General features: G+C 70.5%; 20 protein-coding genes and 2 pseudogenes. 13 read left to right on the top strand and 9 right to left on the bottom strand.

Going from position 1 to position 18,033, the window contains the following annotated elements; all coding sequences use genetic code 11:
• Positions 1-65 precede the first annotated feature (65 nt).
• The gene (locus FHR82_RS03675) at positions 66-476 is read left to right on the top strand and encodes a Rid family hydrolase (RefSeq protein WP_225943959.1); all 411 of its coding nucleotides are present in this window, start codon (positions 66-68) and stop codon (positions 474-476) included.
• Here the strand turns inward: FHR82_RS03675 and FHR82_RS03670 are convergent.
• Both FHR82_RS03670 and FHR82_RS03665 read right to left on the bottom strand, forming a co-directional pair.
• Positions 458-997: a YceI family protein gene (locus FHR82_RS03670; RefSeq protein WP_225943960.1), complete on the bottom strand. Its 540-nt coding sequence runs from the start codon at positions 995-997 to the stop codon at positions 458-460. The two genes, FHR82_RS03675 and FHR82_RS03670, sit on opposite strands and share 19 nt — an antisense overlap.
• Positions 994-1,590 carry a class I SAM-dependent methyltransferase gene (locus FHR82_RS03665; RefSeq protein ID WP_184808770.1) on the bottom strand — a complete coding sequence of 199 codons (597 nt, stop codon included), beginning with the start codon at positions 1,588-1,590 and terminating at the stop codon, positions 994-996. Before FHR82_RS03665 ends, FHR82_RS03670 begins: the two co-directional genes overlap by 4 nt.
• Before the next feature lie 108 nt (positions 1,591-1,698).
• Between FHR82_RS03665 and FHR82_RS03660 the strand changes: the two genes are divergently transcribed.
• The 5 genes from FHR82_RS03660 to FHR82_RS03640 all read left to right on the top strand — a co-directional run bounded on the left by FHR82_RS03660 (position 1,699) and on the right by FHR82_RS03640 (position 5,890).
• Positions 1,699-2,817 (top strand): sensor histidine kinase, encoded by a 1,119-nt coding sequence (locus FHR82_RS03660; RefSeq protein WP_311770852.1) that lies wholly within the window; start codon positions 1,699-1,701, stop codon positions 2,815-2,817.
• A gap of 46 nt (positions 2,818-2,863) precedes the next feature.
• Positions 2,864-3,508, top strand: coding sequence for a response regulator transcription factor (locus tag FHR82_RS03655; RefSeq protein ID WP_184808769.1), 645 nt, complete (start codon positions 2,864-2,866; stop codon positions 3,506-3,508).
• A gap of 174 nt (positions 3,509-3,682) precedes the next feature.
• On the top strand, positions 3,683-4,675 hold the full coding sequence (locus tag FHR82_RS03650) for a trypsin-like serine peptidase (RefSeq protein ID WP_184808768.1): 993 nt from the start codon (positions 3,683-3,685) through the stop codon (positions 4,673-4,675).
• Between the two features lie 12 nt (positions 4,676-4,687).
• Complete coding sequence (locus FHR82_RS03645; protein ID WP_184808767.1) at positions 4,688-5,278, top strand: hypothetical protein; 591 nt, start codon at positions 4,688-4,690, stop codon at positions 5,276-5,278.
• A 69-nt stretch (positions 5,279-5,347) separates the two neighbouring features.
• On the top strand, positions 5,348-5,890 hold the full coding sequence (locus tag FHR82_RS03640) for an HdeD family acid-resistance protein (RefSeq protein ID WP_184808766.1): 543 nt from the start codon (positions 5,348-5,350) through the stop codon (positions 5,888-5,890).
• Here FHR82_RS03640 and FHR82_RS45625 read toward each other — a convergent pair.
• Both FHR82_RS45625 and FHR82_RS45620 read right to left on the bottom strand, forming a co-directional pair.
• Positions 5,868-6,818, bottom strand: a pseudogene (locus tag FHR82_RS45625) (glycerophosphodiester phosphodiesterase family protein); the annotation flags it as partial. The gene FHR82_RS03640 and the pseudogene FHR82_RS45625 overlap by 23 nt on opposite strands.
• A gap of 36 nt (positions 6,819-6,854) precedes the next feature.
• A pseudogene (locus FHR82_RS45620) lies at positions 6,855-7,895 on the bottom strand (glycerophosphodiester phosphodiesterase); the annotation flags it as partial.
• A 95-nt stretch (positions 7,896-7,990) separates the two neighbouring features.
• Here FHR82_RS45620 and FHR82_RS03630 point away from each other — a divergent pair.
• A complete protein-coding gene (locus FHR82_RS03630; RefSeq protein WP_184808764.1) occupies positions 7,991-8,767 on the top strand; it encodes an SGNH/GDSL hydrolase family protein in 777 nt (258 codons plus the stop codon).
• A 141-nt stretch (positions 8,768-8,908) separates the two neighbouring features.
• Here FHR82_RS03630 and FHR82_RS03625 read toward each other — a convergent pair whose 3' ends face one another.
• On the bottom strand, positions 8,909-9,910 hold the full coding sequence (locus FHR82_RS03625) for a serine hydrolase (RefSeq protein ID WP_311770851.1): 1,002 nt from the start codon (positions 9,908-9,910) through the stop codon (positions 8,909-8,911).
• Between the two features lie 22 nt (positions 9,911-9,932).
• Here FHR82_RS03625 and FHR82_RS03620 point away from each other — a divergent pair, with 22 nt between their 5' ends.
• Together FHR82_RS03620 and FHR82_RS03615 are read left to right on the top strand one after the other, a co-directional pair.
• Positions 9,933-10,715 carry a pentapeptide repeat-containing protein gene (locus FHR82_RS03620; RefSeq protein WP_184808762.1) on the top strand — a complete coding sequence of 261 codons (783 nt, stop codon included), beginning with the start codon at positions 9,933-9,935 and terminating at the stop codon, positions 10,713-10,715.
• Positions 10,716-10,831: 116 nt separating this feature from the next.
• Complete coding sequence (locus FHR82_RS03615; RefSeq protein WP_311770850.1) at positions 10,832-11,596, top strand: SGNH/GDSL hydrolase family protein; 765 nt, start codon at positions 10,832-10,834, stop codon at positions 11,594-11,596.
• 16 nt (positions 11,597-11,612) lie between these two features.
• On the opposite strand, the gene FHR82_RS03610 is transcribed toward FHR82_RS03615, so the two are convergent.
• Positions 11,613-12,722: a glycosyltransferase gene (locus FHR82_RS03610; RefSeq protein ID WP_184808761.1), complete on the bottom strand. Its 1,110-nt coding sequence runs from the start codon at positions 12,720-12,722 to the stop codon at positions 11,613-11,615.
• Entirely contained in the window at positions 12,719-13,672 is a 954-nt protein-coding gene (locus FHR82_RS03605; protein ID WP_184809282.1) for an acyl-CoA desaturase, read from the bottom strand. Before FHR82_RS03605 ends, FHR82_RS03610 begins: the two co-directional genes overlap by 4 nt.
• Positions 13,673-14,000: 328 nt before the next feature.
• Between FHR82_RS03605 and FHR82_RS03600 the strand changes: the two genes are divergently transcribed.
• Both FHR82_RS03600 and FHR82_RS03595 read left to right on the top strand, forming a co-directional pair.
• The gene (locus FHR82_RS03600) at positions 14,001-14,402 is read left to right on the top strand and encodes a histone-like nucleoid-structuring protein Lsr2 (RefSeq protein WP_184808760.1); all 402 of its coding nucleotides are present in this window, start codon (positions 14,001-14,003) and stop codon (positions 14,400-14,402) included.
• Between the two features lie 398 nt (positions 14,403-14,800).
• Complete coding sequence (locus FHR82_RS03595) at positions 14,801-15,013, top strand: hypothetical protein (RefSeq protein WP_184808759.1); 213 nt, start codon at positions 14,801-14,803, stop codon at positions 15,011-15,013.
• A 212-nt stretch (positions 15,014-15,225) separates the two neighbouring features.
• On the opposite strand, the gene FHR82_RS03590 is transcribed toward FHR82_RS03595, so the two are convergent.
• A complete protein-coding gene (locus FHR82_RS03590; RefSeq protein ID WP_184808758.1) occupies positions 15,226-16,092 on the bottom strand; it encodes a class I SAM-dependent methyltransferase in 867 nt (288 codons plus the stop codon).
• Between the two features lie 31 nt (positions 16,093-16,123).
• Here FHR82_RS03590 and FHR82_RS03585 point away from each other — a divergent pair, with 31 nt between their 5' ends.
• A complete protein-coding gene (locus tag FHR82_RS03585) occupies positions 16,124-16,639 on the top strand; it encodes an RNA 2'-phosphotransferase (protein ID WP_184808757.1) in 516 nt (171 codons plus the stop codon).
• A gap of 97 nt (positions 16,640-16,736) precedes the next feature.
• Here the strand turns inward: FHR82_RS03585 and FHR82_RS03580 are convergent, their stop codons facing one another.
• Positions 16,737-17,240 carry a hypothetical protein gene (locus FHR82_RS03580; protein WP_184808756.1) on the bottom strand — a complete coding sequence of 168 codons (504 nt, stop codon included), beginning with the start codon at positions 17,238-17,240 and terminating at the stop codon, positions 16,737-16,739.
• 385 nt (positions 17,241-17,625) lie between these two features.
• Here FHR82_RS03580 and FHR82_RS03575 point away from each other — a divergent pair, with 385 nt between their 5' ends.
• Positions 17,626-18,033, top strand: a complete 408-nt coding sequence (locus tag FHR82_RS03575) for a DoxX family protein (protein ID WP_184808755.1) — start codon at positions 17,626-17,628, stop codon at positions 18,031-18,033.

Here is an 18,033-nt window from a genome sequence, read left to right as displayed (position 1 = left end):
TCTCCCCCTTCGGTCGCTGCTGTCCGGGGGACGGTACGAGCTGGAGCGGACTCCAGGTCAAGTAAATGGATCCGGAGTTGTCGGTGGTCGCGGTTACTGTGCCGGGCATGCGCGAGAACTACGCCTCCGGTGGCGACTTCGAGGACGTGTACGGCTACAGCCGGGCCGTCCGCGTCGGCGACCACATCCACGTGGCCGGGACCTGTGCCCGTGCCCTCGACGGCACGGACACCTACACGCAGGCGAAGGAGGCGCTGTCGATCATCGAGACGGCGCTGAAGGAGGCGGGCAGCGGCCCCGCGGCGGTGGTGCGGACGGTGACGTACGTGACCGACATCGGCGACAAGTTACAGGTCGCCAGGGCGCACGCCGAGATGTTCGGTGACGTGCGCCCGGCGGCCACACTCGTCGAGGTCCGCGCGCTGGTCGACCCGCGCATGACGGTGGAGATCGAGGCCTATGCGATAGCGACCTGAGTGGCGGAGAGCGACAGCGTGAAGCGCAGCCGCCTGCCGGTCATGCCCTTCATCGCGGTGATGTCCCACGCATAGCGGTCCACCTCGGCGGTGGCCCGCAGCCGCAGCGTGCCGTCGAGCACGCGTACCTCGTCGACGCGCACGTCGAGCGGTTCGGTGCGGCCGCGCACGGTCAGCGTGCCGCGCAGCACCCAGCCGCCGTCATGGGCCACCCCGTTCGCCGTGAACGTGATGTCGGGGTGCTTCGCGACGTCGAGGTACTGGCCGGACCGCACGGTGTTGTCGCGTGCGGCGAGGCCGGTGTCGAAGCTGTCCGCGGCGATGGTGGCGCGCACCGCCGAGGTCTGCACGGGGTCGGCGACGTGCACGACGCCCTCCCGGAGCGCGAACGTGCCGCGGACCGGGGCGAGCCCGAACATGTGCCGGGTCGCGAACGAGACCGTCGACTCGTCCGGCTCGATGCGGTACGTGCCCGCGGCCGGGACCTCCACGGTCTCGGTACTGGTCATGCGGCTGGTCATGCGATGTGTCCTTTCAGGTCGCACCGGCGCTCCGCGGCGCCGGCGAGGTGCGGGATCCCGGCGCCGAGCGGCCCGGGCAGGTCGAAGCGGTGCAGGTCGACGACGTCGAAGCCGGCACGGGTGATGGCGGCGCCGGTCTCCCGGTTCGGCCGGCAACGTGCGCCGACCAGCCCGGTGACCCCGGCGACGAGGTTCTGACCTCGGCGCACCCAGGTGCCGGCCTGCGCGGCGACGTGCTCGGCGAACAGGAACCGGCCGCCGGGCCGCAGCACGCGGTGTACCTCGGCGAGCGCGGCGGCCTGGTCGGCGACCGAGCACAGCACGAACGAGCAGACGACCGCGTCGACACTGCCGTCGGGCAGCGCCAGCGCCTCGGCACGCCCGTCGAGCACCTGTGCGCGCAGCCCGAGGCGGGCCGCGGCGGCGCTGGTGCGCGTCCGTGCGGCGGTGTCGGGTTCGACGGCCACCAGCCGCACGTCCGGGTGGTAGTACCGCAGGTTGGCGCCGTCGCCGGGCCCCAGCTCGAGCACGGTGCCGCGCACCGCGCCGACGAGCGCAGGCCAGAGGGAGGTCCGCGGAACTGTCGTGGTCATGGCGGTAGCGTCGCGCGCCGGAGTGGAGTCGCACATCGACCGGCTGGTGGGTTCGAACTCGACTTTGGTCGATGGTCGTCGCGCCGTCCGGCTCGTACGCTCGGGTCCGTGTACGACCGGCTGTGCGGCCTCAAACTGTGGCTCACCATGACGACGGTCGCCGTGTTCATGGCGGCGATCGTGTACGGCGACGCCCAGGCCGGGAACTCGCCGTCGATGACGGCGCTGGAGATCACGGCGGGCGCCATCGGGCTGGCGCTGTTCCCGCTGCTGTTCTCCCGGCCGATGCCGGTCGCGCTGGTGCTGACGGTGCTGGCCGCACTCGCGGGCACGGGCACCCCGGTGGCCAACATCGCGACGCTGCACATCGCGCGCACCCGTCCGCTGTGGACAGCGGTGGGCGTGGCGGTCGCGGGTGTGGCCGCGCACGCGGTCCGGGGGCTGTGGCACCCGACCAGTGGCCTGTCGTTCGGCTGGTGGCTGACGCTGATGGTCGTCATGCACGCGGGCCTGGTCGGCTGGGGCCAGCTGGCCGCGGCGAGGGCGGCGGTGATCACGTCCCTGCAGGAACGGGCGGAACGCGCCGAAGCCGAGCAGGGCAGGCGGGTCGCGGAGGCGAGGGCGGCGGAACGCGCGGCGATCGCCAGGGAGATGCACGACGTGCTGGCGCACCGGCTGTCGCTGCTGGCGACGTACGCCGGTGCGCTGGAGTACCGCCCGGACCAGCCCCCGGAGCGGCTGTCACAGGCGGCGGGCGTGATCAGGACGACGGTGCGCCAGGCACTGGACGAACTGCGCGACGTGATCGTCCTGCTACGCGAGGAACCGGACGACCTGGCCCGCCCGGTACCCGCGCTGGCGGACCTGCCGACGCTGGTGGAGGAGTCGCGAGCGACCGGCACCCCGGTCGAGCTGAACGGGGACGTGGGCCTCACCGAGGTCCCGGGCACCACCGGCAGGACCGCGTACCGGGTGGTGCAGGAGGCACTGACGAACGCGCGGAAACACGCCCCGGGCCAGCCGGTGCGCATCGCGCTGGACGGCACCCCCGGCGCGAAGCTGCGGATCGACGTGTCGAACCCGCTGGGCACCACGTCGTCGATCCCGGGAACGGGAACGGGTCTGGTCGGCCTGACAGAACGGGTGCGGCTGGCAGGCGGCAGGCTGGACCACCGCACGACCGCGACGGAGTTCCAGGTGTCGGCGTCACTACCGTGGCCGGCATGAGCGAATCAGGGACACCGCGACCGTCCGGGGCCCGCGAGGAGCGGCCATGATCCGGGTCCTGATCGTCGACGACGACGCCTTGGTCCGCTCCGGCCTGACGATGATGCTGGACGGCGCAGACGGCCTGCGAGTGGTGGGCGAAGCAGGCGACGGCGACCAGGTCACCGCGGCCCTGGACGCCCACCCGACCGACGTGGTGCTGATGGACATCCGCATGCCGAGGGTCAACGGCATCGCGGCGACGGCGAAGGTGCGGGCCAGGACGAACGCCCCGGAAGTCATAGTCCTCACCACCTTCGACACGGACGAGAACGTGCTACGCGCACTACGCGCGGGCGCGAGCGGCTTCCTGCTGAAGGACGCGCCCCCGGCGGAGATAGCGGCCGCGGTCCGGCGCGTGGCGGCAGGCGACCCGATGCTGTCCCCGACGATCACCCGCCGCCTGATGGACCGCGCCGCAACGGAGGCAGGCGCGTACACCCGCGCCCGCGCCGCGCTGGCGGCACTGTCTGCGCGCGAACACGACGTGGCGGTGGCGGTGGGCAAAGGCCGCACGAACGCGGAAATAGCCGAGGAACTACACGTGAGCGTGGCGACGGTGAAGTCCCACATCACCCGCGTACTGACCAAATTGGACGCTGGCAACCGCACCCAGATAGCCCTGCTGGTCCACGACGCGGGCCTGGTGTGAGCCACCGCCACCGGACTGCGCCGATCAGGTGATGGACCGGACCAGCCGGGCTCGGCGTGCTAGCTTGAAACGGTAATCGGCAATTGCGCCTGGGGGGCCGGTATCTCGATTACCCGAGCCGCGTCGCGGCTGTTTCGTCGTGCCCGCACCCCGGTCGCCGACATGGGGGTTCACTTGACATCCAGCACGTTGCGCACCGCGCGAAGACTCGGTACGAGCCTGGTCGCCGTCGGTGTGTTGCTGACGATCACCGCCACCGGTTCCTCGGCGGAAGCACCCGGTTCCGCGAACACCGTGGTACAGCACCGGGTTCCGCAGGCGGAGGCGAACCGAGCGGCGGACTACTGGACGCCGGAACGGATGCGGGAGGCAAAGCCGGCGGACCGACTCCGCACCACGGAAGGAAAACCGGAGCAGAAGCCGGTGCCCGCCGCACCGGCCCAGGATGTGGTGGCACCGCTGGCGCCGACCGGGGACGTCGGCACCAACATCTACCGGACCCGGACCGTCGGCAAGATCTTCTTCACCGACGTGTCGGACGGTGAGAACTACGTCTGTTCCGGCAGCGTGGTCAACAGCCCGGCACGGAACATGGCGTTCACCGCGGGCCACTGCGTGCACGGTGGCGGCGAGGACAACACCTGGCACGACAACGTCCTGTTCGTTCCCGGGTACTTCCACGGTGATCAGCCGTACGGCGAGTTCGAGGCGTACAACCTGGTCAGTCTGCAGGGCTGGACCATCGACGACAGCTTCGGCTACGACTCGGCGCTCATCCTGCTGAACACCAACGACAACGGGCAACGCCTGATCGACGCGGTCGGTGGTTATGCCAACGGGTTGACCACCGGCGGCCCGTTCGAACAGCACCACGTGGTCATCGGCTACCCGGGTGACCAGGAAGACGGCCAGAACCAGTACTACTGCGAAGGCCCGTCAGAACAGGCCACGGTCTTCTTTCCCCGCCAGATAACCATGTCCTGCGGACTCGGCGGCGGTTCCAGTGGCGGACCCTGGCTGCTCGACTACGATGACTGGCCGGATGGCACCGGGGTCGGCATGGTGCACGGTGGCACCAGCAACAACGACATCTTCGGCAACCTCCGTTCGCCGTATTACACCCCGGACGCGGAGGGCAACATGTACCGCACGTTCGCGAACGGATAAGGATCACCGTCGGTGAGGCGCACAGTCGGAGTGCTCGCCCTGCTCGTCTTCGGCGGCTTGTGCGCGTACCTGCTGCTCGAGCCGGACGACGGCGCGGCGGGCACTCCGGTGCACAGCCCATCGACCGGCGACGACTACTGGACCGGCGAACGGATGCGGGAGGCCGGGTCGGCGATGCCGGTCTGGAACCCCGTGCCCGCGGTGCTGACCTTCGTCGGTGTCCTCGTGCTCGTCCTGGTCGTCGCACGTGTGTCGGCTGGGCGGTCCGGCCGGGCCGCCCAGGCGGCGTTCGCGTTCGGTTCCGCGTGTGCCGTGGCCAGTGTGGTGCCCACGTGGTTCGTGGCCGACGCGCCCAGGAACGCGTGCGTGACGGGCTTGCAGGCGGTGGTGGTGCTCGCCGGGTTCGCCGCGTTCGGCCTGAGCGCGGCGGTCTACCCCGGCCGCCGCTGGTGGGCGCCGGTCCTCGCGGCTCCCCTGGTGCTCGGCGTCGTGCGGTTCGGGTTCACGTGCTGGACGGGGATCGCCATCGCGTTCGCGGGCGCGGTGCTGGGGTTCGCGGCCGCCGGGCTCCTGGCGCGGCACCCGGCCCCCACACCGCCCTGAGGCACCCGGACGGCGGAATCTGCTGGTACCGCGTTGCCGGATCCCCGCGACAGGTCGACCATTTCGAGTGTGCTGGAACTCCTCGCCCGCCGGTGGCACCTCATCGTGCTGCGCGGTGTCGTCGCCGTTCTGTTCGGGATCCTCGCCATCGCGTGGCCCGGGATCACCGTTCTCGCGCTCGCGCTGCTGTTCGGTGTCTACACGCTGCTCGACGGGATCACGTCGATCGTCATGGGGATCGGGCAGGGGACCGACCGGGTCTACCTGATCACGCTCGGCATCCTCGGCGTGGTCGCCGGCGCCATCGCGCTGATCTGGCCGCAGATCACCGTGATCGTGTTGCTCGTGATCATCGCCGTGTGGGCGATCATCGCGGGGGTCATGCAGATCGCGGCGGCCGTGCGGCTGCGGAAGGTCATCAGCAACGAGTGGTTCCTCGCGTTGTCCGGCATCGTCGCGCTCGTGCTCGGCCTGCTGCTCATCGTGCAGCCTGCCGAAGGGGCGATCGCGCTGGTCATCGCGATCGCCACCTTCGCCATCGTGTGGGGGCTGACCCTGGTCGTGCTCGGGTTCCGCCTCCGGACCCTGGCTAGCGCAGACCGGCCCGCTTAGCCACCGCCACCAGCAGGCCGGGGTCGTCGGAGATCAACCCGTCGACCCCGAGCGCGATCACGCGGTCCATCGTCGCCTCGTCGTTCACCGTGTACGGCACGACCTTCAGCCCCTGCTGCCGCAGCGCGGACACCGACGGGCCGTGGTAGTACGACGGGTCCGTGCGCAGGTACCAGTCCTGCGACGGCACCGCGCTCTGCGCCGGGTCGTGGACCTGCCAGTTCGACGACACCGTCGACGCACCCGAGGCCCGCACCAGCTTCCCGAGATCCTGGTGCTTCCACCAATCCAGCCCGCCGGTCCACGGGCTCTTCACCGACGGGTCACCGTACGAAGCCCGCAACGAGCACTCGTCGGCGAGGGTCTGGCATTCGGCCGGGCCGTACTGCCACACCAGCGCCACCGTCTCGATCCTCGGGTTGAGCTGCCGCGCGTACCGGATCGTCCGCCAGTCGAACGACTGGATCGTGGCGCGGCCGGTCCACCGGTCCAGCGCCCGCACGAGCTTGCGCGTGAACTCGCGGTACTCCAGCGTGTCCCGCACCAGCGGGCTGATCTTCGTCTCGATGTTCAGCCGGATGTCCTCGCGCGACGTGGCGAGGTCGAGCACCTCCTGCAGCGTCGGGATCTTCTCGCCCGGCACCGGCTGCTGCTCCGGCAGCTCCGGCAGCGTCTTCGAGCCGCAGTCGATGGTGCGCAGCTGCCGCAGTGTCAGGTCGTGGATCAGCTTGCCCACGTACGGGAACTCCGGGTCACCGGGCCTGGCGGGCGCGGTGTCGACGCAGTGCGAGCCGTTGACCGCGCGGTCGTGGCTGACGACCAGCACACCGTCCTGCGTGACGCCCGTGTCGAGCTCCAGTGTGGACACCTCCGGCATGGCCAGCGCGTTGCGGAACGCGGCGAGGGTGTTCTCCGGCCGGACCGCGCGGCCACCGCGGTGGGCCTGGATGTCGAACGGCGACGCGTACGCGCGTGGCAGCCGGAAGTGGTTCTCCGCCGCCACCTCCCGCAGCCGGTCCGGGTAGTCGGTGATGATGCCGTCGACCCCGTCGGCGACGAGCTTGCGCAGCGTCGGGTAGTCGTCGACGGTCCACGGCACGACCTTGATCCCGTTGCGGTGCGCGTGCCGCACCATCTCCGCCGTGACGTACGGCCGGTAGTCCGGGTCGGCGACCGAACCGCCCTGCGGGAAGCCGTGCACGGGCGAGAACGTGGTGGCACCGAACGTCTTGATGGCGCGGATCGGGTCGCCGCCGAAGTCGTCGATGTCGAGGCCGCCGAGCCACGGCGACGCGCCGGGCTGCCCGGTCTGCAGGAAGTCGTGGTTGGTGAGCGCGACGAGCGGCAGCCGCGGCTCGACCTGGCGCATCCGCTTCAGCGCGCCCCAGTCGAAGCTCTGGATGGTGACGCGGCGCAGGAACCCGGCCTCGCGGATCTCCTTCGCCGCGACCTGCACGAACTGCTCGCGCGGCGCGGTCTCGTGCGGTGCGCCCGCCTCGACCTTCGTCTCGATGTTGAACCTGACGTCGTCGGCGCGGTAGCGCTTGACGAGGTCGAACACCTCGTGCAGCAGCGGCATCCGGGAGCCGGGCGTGACCGCCTGCTCCGGTTTGCCGGACAGCTTCATGCTGCCGCAGTCGAGCGTGCGGACCTGGGCGAGCGTCAGGTCGCGCACGTACTTGCCGACGTACGGGAACTCAGGGTCGCCGGGCGTGACGGGCGCGGTGTCGAGGCACTTGTTCGCCGCGACCCTGCGGTCGTGGGTGACGACGGCCCGCCCGTCCTCGGTGATCTGGAGGTCCAGCTCCAGCGTGGTGACGCCGAGGCGGAGCGCGTTGCCGAACGAGCTGAGCGTGTTCTCGGAGCGGAGCCCGAGCCCACCGCGGTGGGCCTGGATGTCGAACTCCTTGTCGTGACCGCGATCCGCGGTGGCGGTGGCGGCGGTGACCGCAGTGCCACCCACCAGCAAAGCGCCGGCGAGCAAGCCGATCAGTTGCCTTCTCATGAGGGCACATGGTCGTTGCGGGTCCGGGCGGGCCGGGGTGTGTGAGCTTGCCCGGAGGTGAACAGATCGTGTACCGGAAGGGCTACCTTGGACGAATGCACTACCGGAGATACGTCGCCATCGGGGACAGCTGTGCGGAGGGTCTCGACGACCCGTACCCCGATGGCAGCGGCTACCGGGGGTGGGCGGACCTGGTCGCGGGCGAGCTGGCGCGGGTGTCGCCGTCGCTCGAGTACGCGAACCTCGCCGTGCGCGGCAGGCGGCTGGACCAGATCCTCACCGAGCAGGTGCCGAACGCGGTCGCGCACCGCCCGGACCTGGTGACGCTGTTCGGCGGCGGCAACGACGTGCTGCAGGGCCGGTGGCGGACCACGGCCGAGTCACTGGACGAGATCGTGACGACGATGGCCGGGGTCGCCGAGACGGTGGTGCTGTTCACGCTGCCCGACATCGCCCGTCTGCCTGGCCTCGGCAGGCTGCGCCCTCGGGTGCGCCGGCTGAACGACCTGATCACCGAGACCGCCACGAAGCACGGCACGCTGCTGATCGACGTCCGCGACGACGAGTACTGCGACGACGAACGCCTCTACGGCGGCGACCGGCTCCACCTCGGCCCACGCGGCCACCACCGGGTTGCGGCACACGTGCTGACGAGCCTGGCGCTCACGCCGGACCCGGCCTGGCTCGCGCCACTCCCGCCCGCTGTCCGCGAACCGGTGTGGCGCTCGGCGGCTCAGCACTGGTCGTGGCTGCGCCACCACGTCTACCCCGCTGTGCACGACACGGTCCGCAACAAGCTGATCGGCCGCCAGCCCGGCGACGGGTTGGTGGCCAAGCGCCCCGACCCGGCGCCGGTCACCCCGATGCTCTGAAGACGCTCGGGACACGGCCTGATGGCATGAAGGGGTCCTTCATCGCACCGGGCGTTACGAAGGGGTCCTTCATCACGTTGAACGTGACGAAGGGCCCCTTCGTGGCATCGCAGCGGTCCCGACTCCGTCTTTCAGGACAGGTCAGCCGCCGTTCGACGGGCGGTACTTCGGGGTCGCCTGGACGCGCTTGGCCGCCGGGGCGGCCGCTTCCACCGCGTCGAACAGGGCGCGGCCCAGCTTCTGCCTGGCCTGCAGTGCGGGGTGGGTGGCACCGAAGTCGGTGTCGTTGACCGTCGCGTCGCCGGTGAACGGGCCGGCCGCGAACAGTGAGTACACGGCACCCGCGGCGCCGTCGGCCGTGAACACCACGCCCGCCTCGTTGCGGCCCGCGTTGAACCAGCCCGCCTTCGTCGCCACCCGGAGGCGCTCCGGCGTGGTGAGCTTGAGGCGGACGCCGTCGACGAAGGCGGACGTCGAGCGCAGCACGTTCAGCAGGTAGTCGGTGGACGTCGGCGACAGGAGCTCACCGGCAACGAGCCGCGTCAGCAGCGTGTGCGTCTCGCGCGGGGTGGTCTGGCCGAGGAAGAACCGGTTCGGGTTGGTCACCGGCACGACCTGCGTGTGGACGAAACCCTTGCCGCGCAGGATCTCGTTCAGCTCCAGCGCCGGGCACACCAGGCCGCACAGGCGCACGGCGGTGTTGTCGGACACGGTGAGCAGGTTGGCCATCGCGTGGCCGAGGGTGATCGAGCTGGGGTAGGCGCGGTCGAGCGCGAAGATGCCGTCGGTGTCCTGGATGACGATGTCGGCGGTGACGTCGACGCGCTGGTCGAGCGTCAGCAGCCCGCGGTCGATCTTGTCGAGCACCGCGGTGGCGACCGCGATCTTGTTGACGCTGTAGGCCTCGACGACCGTGTCGGCACCGGCCTCGACGGCGGTCGTGCCGCCGACGGTCACCAGCGACGACCACGTGCCGCCCGAAGCCTCGACCGCGCGGGCGTAGACGCGGCCGACCCGCCGGGCCGGGTCGGCGGTCGTGTCCGTGGCGGGCGCCGCGGCAGCGGTGGTGGTGGCGGAACCGAGCACGGCAGTGGCCGTAGCGACGGTGCCGAGGCTGAGTGCGGACCTGCGGTTCAGTTTCACGCGCACACGCTACCGTGAGGTCATGTCCACCTTGCGGGCCGACTGCGGCAGCTGCTTCGGCTTGTGTTGTGTCGCACCGGCGTTCGCGCGCTCCAGCGACTTCGCGATCAGCAAACCGGCTGGTACGGCGTGCCCCAACCTGCTGGCCGACTTCCGCTGCGGCATCCACGAAACGCTGCGGCCGCAAGGCTTTCCCGGCTGCACGGTGTTCGACTGCCTTGGCGCGGGCCAGCAGGTGGCTCAGGTCACCTACGGCGGAGTGTCCTGGCGGGACGCACCGGACACCGCGACCGAGATGTTCGACGTGTTCGCGGTGATGCGCCAGCTGCACGAGATCCTCTGGTACCTCACGGAAGCGTCGGCGAAGGCACCCGCGGACGACCTGTCCGTCGCGTTGAAGGACGTAACGGACCTCACGCACGCGAACGCGAAAACCCTTCTGGAAACGGACGTCGACGCACTCCGCCACCGCGTCCGGCCACTGCTGGCCCGCACCAGCGAGACACTCCGCGCCGGGATCCGCGGCAAGAAGGACCACCGCGGCGCCGACCTGGTCGGCGCGCAGCTCCGCAAGTCCGCACTGCGCGGCGCGAACCTGCGCGGGACATACCTCATCGGCGCCGACCTGTCCGGTGCCGACCTGCGCGAGGCGGACCTGCTCGGCGCGGACCTGCGGGACGCGAACGTCCGGGGCGCCGACCTGACGGGCGCGCTGTTCCTCACCCAGTTCCAGATGAACGCCGCCCAGGGCGACAAGGCCACGCGCTTCCCGGCAGGACTGACCCGCCCGACGCACTGGGGCTGAGCTGGTCCCTGTCGCCGGGCCGGGATTCGTGACTGTCCTGGGGAGTTCCCCAACACGCCACCGAGCGCTCACCGCGTTCTCATCGGCTGTCCGACCGGCGCGCGGATGATGCATCCGTGCTGGTGGACGCGGCGCCCACGACGGGGCTGGTACTTGCCGTGCTCGGCGACTCGGTCGGGGTGGGCATCGGGGATCCCGCGCTCGGCGGGGGATGGCGTGGTTTCGCACCACTGCTCGCGGAGGCGCTCGGTGGTGCGCACCTCGCGAACCTGGCGGTCAGCGGGTCCCGCATCGGCGGGGTCCTGGAGACGCAGCTGCCCGCCGCGCTGGCGTTGCGGCCCGACGTCGCCGTGCTGCTGGTCGGCATGAACGACACGATGCGGTCGGACTTCGACCCGGAGCGGCTGCTGGCCGACCTCGACCACGTCGTCGGCACGCTCGTCGCGGCGGGAACGACCGTGATCACCGCGAAGTACCACGACCACCACCGGGTGTTCCGGCTGCCAGGGCCGCTCAGGAGAGCGCTTGCTTCCCGCATCGCGGCGCTCAACGTCGTCCTCGACACCGTTGCCCGCACGCACCGCGTCGGGATCGTCGACCTGGGGCAGGTGCCCGGCATCTACACACCGGAGGCGTGGGCGGTCGACCGGCTGCACCCGTCCGAGCTGGGCCACCGGCTGCTCGCCCGCGCGATCGCGGCCCAGTTGGTCGCGTTCGGCACGACCGTCCACACCGAGATCTCACTGGTGTGCGCGGGCGGGCGCGTCCCCGGCAAGGTCGCGAGGTGGGGCTGGCTCGTGTTCAAGGGCCTGCCGTGGCTGGTCCGCCGCGGCCACGACCTCGTCCCCTACGCGCTGGCGGCACTGCTCAGACGCGGGTAGCCCGGTCCGGTGCGGCTCAGTCGCGAGCGGCGCGGTGCAGCTCCAGCATCGCGCTGATGGTCGAGGCCCACGGGAACTGCTCTGCCCGCGCGCGTGCGGCCGCCTGCCGCCACTCCACCGGCCACGACAGCACCTCGCGCACCCCGTCCGCGAGTCCCGCCGGGGTGGCCGGGACCGCGACCCCGGCACCCGGTGCGAGCAGCTCCGGCGCACCACCGGTGGCCGAGGTGACCACGGGCGTTCCGCACGCCATCGCCTCGAGGATGGACAGGCCGAACGTCTCCGCGACGCTCGGCGCGAACGCGACGTCCGCGGCCGACAGCGCCCGCGCGAGCGCCACCCGGTCGGACACGTGCCCGTGGAAGTCGACGGGCAGGCCGCGGGCGAGCTTGCGCAGCGCCGTGTGTTCCGGGCCGTCGCCGTAGACGTCGAGCCGCACGGCGACTCCGCCGGCCACCAGTTCCCGTACGGCACCGACCACCGCACGCGGGTTCTTCTCGGGCGACAGGCGCCCGGCGTACACGAGCCGCGCCGCGCCGCGCTCGCGCCGGGTCCGCAGTGGACGGAACGTGTCGAGGTCGACACCCAGCGGGATCCGCCGCAGCCCGGGCACCGGCAGGCCCGCGAACTCGCGCTCCGCGTACCGCGACGTCACCACGACCGCGTCGAAGCGGTTCACCAGGCCCTTGTTCCAGCCGCGCACCAGGGGTGCCAGCACCCGGCCCGCCCCGGCGCGCCACAGCCTGGGCACGCGGGCCTCGATCCACCGGTCGAGCCGTTCGTGGGACAGCAGCACGGTCGGCACACCGCGGTCCCGTGCCCAGTCGCAGACCGCGAGCAGCGTGGTCTTGTCCGACACCTCGAGCACGAGGTCGTCGCCGAGGGCCGCGAGCTCCTTGCGCACCACGGCGGACCGCGGCAGCACGCGGTAGCCACCGCTCACGGGCACGCCGGGCAGCATGATGACCAGGCCCGCCTCGGTGCGCAGGCGTGCCCGGTGCCTGCCGGGCACCACCAGCACCCGCTCGTGCCCGGACGCCACGTAACCCCTGCCGAGCGTGTCGACGACGGTCCGCAGCCCACCGGACGTGGGGCTGTAGAAGTTGGCGAGCTGGACGATCTTCATGCGCTCGCGCGCTTCTCCAGGTTCGCCAGTCGTTTCGGCGTCGGCCAGCGCACGTCGGTGGCCCAGCCGAACTTCTCGAGGAACCAGATGAGGCGGGCGGAGATGTCGATCTGACCGCGTTTCACGCCGTGCCGCGCGCACGTCGGGTCCGCGTGGTGCAGGTTGTGCCACGACTCGCCCATGGACAGGATCGCGAGCGGCCAGAAGTTCGCCGAGCGGTCCCGTGCGGCGAACGGGCGGGAGCCGATCATGTGGCAGATCGAGTTCACCGACCACGTCACGTGGTGCAGGAACGACACCCGCACCAGCCCGGCCCAGAAGAACGCGGTGACCGCGCCCCACAGCGACCAGCTGATGAGACCGCCGAGCACGGCGGGTGCGATGAGCGTCACGGCGGTCCACAGGCCGAACTGGCGGTGGACGCGGACGATGTCGCGGTCGGCGAGCAGGTCGGGCGCGAACCGCTCGGCGTTGGTGAGGTTGCGGTCGAACACCCAGCCCATGTGGGCGTGCCAGAAGCCCTTCACCAGCGCCACCGGCGAGCTGCCGAACGCCCACGGCGAGTGCGGGTCGCCGTCGCGGTCGGAGAAGGCGTGGTGGCGCCGGTGGTCGGCGACCCAGTGGGTGATCGGGCCCTGCAGCGCCATGCTGCCCGCGATCGCGAGGCCGACGCGCAACGACCGGGTGGCCTTGAAGGCGCGATGGGTGAAGTAACGGTGGAATCCGACGGTCACGCCGAGACAGGTGGCCGTGTAGAAGAACGCCGCGAGTGCGATGTCCAGCCAACCGAGGCCCCAGCCCCAGGTGAGCGGTACCGCGGCCAGCAGTGCGATGAACGGGCCCAGGATGAAGATGTATGTTGCTACCTGCGGCCACGTCCCGCGCGGCGGACCGTGCAGCGGGCGCACCTCCCGTGGGCGTGTGCCGGTGTTCTCGACCTCAGCCGTCATCTCCATGCGCACAAGTAAGCAGGTCCGGCGGAACAACGCCACACCGGGTGGACAAATGGGACCCCAAACACGGGCGAACAGCAGTGGCTGACCGTGACGGTCCGCTTCCCTGTGTACCACCCCCCGGTGTGGCGATCCGGTGACCATCGAGAGAGCTGACTCTCATTTCAGACACCGTGTCGCCGTGTCAACGGTCACTGCTCCACATCGGACAGCTCTCGAAACCACGTGATCACTTGCGCTTTTGACGGATTCAGCTGATTATTTGCACAGTTGCGGGCAACAAACCAGCGGGTATGCACGAATCGTGCACGTCAGGAGCGGATAGATGGCACAGCAAGTATTGGTTCAACTCGTCGATGATCTCGACGGCACAGCTTCTTCCGACGTTTCCACGGTCTTGTTCAGCCTCGACGGCGTGACCTATGAGATCGATCTGTCGGAGGCGAACGCGGATCGGCTGCGCGACGGTCTCGCCGAGTACGTCGACGCCGCACGGCGCGTCGGTGGCCGGATCAAGCGCGGTGGCAAGGCAGGCCAGAACGGCTCGAGCGCCTCGAACGACGCGGGCCTGGTCCGCAAGTGGGCGAACGAGAACGGATTCGGGCTCTCCGGCCGCGGCCGAATCCCGTCGCACGTCGTGGAGGCTTACCGGGCCGCGAAGGCGGAGTCGGAGCAGAAGGCGGCCAAACCGGCCCCGAAGCGCCGCCCCCGCGCCAAGAAGAGCTGATTCCACGGCACCACGGGAACCCGCGAGCCGGCCTTTCCGGACGCGCGCGTCTCCCGTCCAGAACCCGCGCGTCTCCCGTTCGAGACTCGCGAGTCCACCTTTCGTGATCCGTGCACCGGCTGGATCGGGTCCTCGCCGGAGCACGCGCACCGCCCGCTCGGCGGTCCGGGACAGGTGACTCGCGGGTCACGGGCGGGAGACTCGCGTGTCTCACGGGGTGGGACACGGTGGGCAGGCCGGCCCCGGCGGACACGCGGAGGCCGGGTGTCCGCGAAATTCGCCCCCCTCCGGCCCGTTCGGGTGTAGGTTGATGGCAGTTGGGAAGCACCTCGTCCGGGGAGACGAGAACTGCGGAGGCACCGGGGATTTCCCGTTGAGCCGACCCGCTTCTGCCGTGTGTGGCAACGCGGTCCCAGCCTGCCCAGAAGGGACGTACGACCATTACGACCACCACGAACGAGGGGCCCGCACAGCAGGTCCCGACGTCGCTCTTCAGCCACCCACTCACCCAGCACGCGAACGGCAAGACCGCGTCGAACACCGGTCAGCCCGCGTACGAGAACCTCTTCCAGGAGCCCTCGATTCCCACTCACCGGGAAACGGTCGACTGACCAGGAAAACCCCCGGCTGGTAGGTCGATCCGGCGCCATTCCTGCGCGGCTGACTCCGGCTCGGGCCCGAATACGAGGCGCGGAGCAGCGGCCGCGACCACCGCGGACCGCTCTCCCCCTTGCCGGACATCGTCGACACCACGCAGCGGCGCCTGGCCGCACAGGTCCGGCGCCGGCGTCAGTAACCCGCGCGGGTGAGCCGGTCGGCGTGTTCACGCATCTGTTCGTCCAGGCCCCACACCTCGTGGCTCAGCACCACGCCGGGCCACGGCCAGCACCGCGAGGTAGCGCCGGGTCGCGACCCCGCCGAAGTCCGCGCGGACGATGTCGGTGACACCCGACAGCAGCGGCGCGCGCCGCTCCGGCGGCACCCGCAGGTACGGCGAGTAGGTGGACAGCAGCGCGGCCGCGTCATCGGCGTCGTAGGTGGTTTCCCACTCGTACGAACGGATCTCGGGTGGTGTGAACCACGTGCCGGCGCGGCTGGGCCCTGCCTTCGTCTCGATCGCCTCCCACAGCGCGCCGATGTCGTGCGCCGACGCGCGGACCTCCTCGAGGATCGCCGACGCGGTCGGCGACAGCCCGAAGTCGACCTCCGGGCCGTGCCGCGCGTGCAGTTCCGCCGACGCCTGGTAGATGTCGTTGAAGTTGCCGCCCGCGACCGTACGGTTGGTGACGAGCGCGAGCGCGCCGCCCGGTTCGAGCACGTCGGCCGCGAGCCGCCACCGCGCCTCCGGCGCCACCCAGTGGTAGGCGGTGGCGGAGAACAGCATGTCGTAGGTGCCGTCCGGGACCCAGTCGTCGAACCGGGTCACGTCGACGGTGAACCGTTGCCCGGCCAGGTTCTCGGTGGCCCGAGCGGCGAGCGCGACGCCGGGTTCGATGCCGTGCACCCGCCAGCCACGCCCGAGCAGGTCCCTGGTCGCGGTGCCCGGCCCAGGACCGATCTCGAGCACTCGCCCACCGGCGGGGATTCCGGTCAGCGCGGCGATGTCGTCGAACACCTGCTCCGGATAGCCGGGCCGCACCCGGTCGTACCGTTCCGCGATCTGGTCGAAGGCCAGCCCGATCCCGTCCATGCCGCGAGTCTGCCCGATTAGAGTCGCGGTCATGCACGACGTGCGGCTCAGCAAAAAGATGTCGCACGCGCTGCGGCACGCACCGTGGCTCTACGAGCTGGAGCTGGACGAGGCGGGCTGGACGCCGGTCGCGGACCTGCTCGCGGCGCTGGGCGTGAGCCGCGCGCAGCTGGAAGATGTGGTGCGGGACAGCCCGAAGCAACGGTTCGAGCTGGCGGACGACCGCGTCCGCGCCCGCTACGGGCACAGCGTGCCAGGCCGGATCGTGCGTGCGCCGGGCACGCCGCCCGCCGAGCTGTACCACGGCACGGCGGAGTCGGCGGCGGCGAGCATCCTGCGGGACGGGCTGCGGCCCATGCGGCGCCAGTACGTGCACCTGTCGGTGACCACGGCGATGGCCGAGTCGGTCGGCAGGCGCAAGGGCGAGCGGGTCCTGGTGCTGACAGTGAACACGCCCGCGGCACGGGCCGCGGGCGTGGAGTTCCTGCGTGGCAACGAGATCGTGTGGCTTACCGAGCACGTTCCCGCCGAGTTCCTGCACGGATAAAGGCGGCCGGCCGCGGCCGGCGGCATCGGTTCACCGGGGGACAGAAAACCGATGTTCGCGTCGAGTCAGGCCGCGGCCGACCGCTATCGCTGCCCGGTTACCTGGTGGGGGAGTCACCGGGCTTGATGTTGGTGATCACCGGCTGCTGTTGCTGCGGCGGCGCAGCGTGGCGGGGCGGTGTCATGTCGGGAGCGGGAGCGCCCATGCGGTTGTCGTGGGGCATCTGGGTGCCCGCGGGTGGCGTCACCATCGTGTCGGTCTGGCCGCCGCCCACCGGGTCGTGCCGGTGGTCTTCTTCCTTGCGCAGCTGCTCGGCGAGCTCGTCACGCTCCTTCGCGGCGACCTTCGCCTCCTTGCGCGCCTCGCGGTAGCGGGACCGGTTCTCCTTGGCCCTGCGTCCCGCGGACATGATCATCGACAGCCCGATCAGGAAGACCGTCGCGACCACGAGCCCGGCGATGAACGCCTGCGCCATCGTCACGTCGGCCAGATCGCGGCCGAACATGGTGACGGTCTGCGCGTCGCCACCGTTGTTGTAGGCGATAAGCAGCACGGCAACGGCGCCGCTCAGCACCACCAGCAGCAAGCCGAGGACAAGCATGCTCCTGCACCTCCTTGAAAGACCCTGTTGCTGAGCAGGTACCCACTACGCGCTGCTGTCAACCATCCACTTCCCAGGAGATGTGGAAAACGCACCCTCCGTGACTGTTGGCCGACGTGGTCCGGGCCAAACCCACCGTCCACAGGGGACTGAATCACCTGTTCGTCTCGGGGCGGACATTGACAAACCACCTCGCGACGCGCAAAGCCACGTCGGGCCCGTCGCTCGCACGACCGGCTCCGCGAACCCGCCGAGTCAATCCGCTCGCCCAGCTCGCCTGGCCGCCCGACCCCGGCCCACCTCCAAACAGGCGGCTCATCCGAATCGGCCACCGACAATTTTTTTTGTCTTGACAACTTGAGCTGTCGGCTGTGAGAGTTGCTTCATGCACAACACAGCCACTCGCACCCAGCCAGTCACCGTCACCGCCACCCGCGCGGGGCAGGTCATCAGCCTTCTCGCGGTCGCGTTTCTGCTGTTCGACGCGGTCATCCACCTGCTCGCGATCGAGCCGGTGGTCGAGTCGTTCAGAGAACTCGGCTTCCCCGGCTGGCAGGCGCTGCCCATCGGCGTCCTCGAGCTCGCCTGCCTCGCGCTCTACGCGATTCCGCGCACGTCAGTACTCGGCGCGGTGCTGCTCACGGGCTACCTGGGCGGTGCCGTCTGCGCACACGTCCGCGCCGAGTCACCTCTGCTCTCGACGACGTTGTTCCCCGTCTATCTCGGCATCGCCGTGTGGGCAGGGTTGTACCTGCGCAATGAGAAGGTCCGCGCGCTCGTCCGAGGCGCGTGA

Origin of the sequence: Actinophytocola algeriensis (genome assembly GCF_014203735.1) — a bacterium.
In the GTDB taxonomy this organism is placed as follows: Bacteria; Actinomycetota; Actinomycetes; order Mycobacteriales; family Pseudonocardiaceae; genus Actinophytocola; species Actinophytocola algeriensis.
Note: the sequence above shows the minus strand (reverse complement) of the source record. Positions and strands in the feature narration are given on the sequence as shown.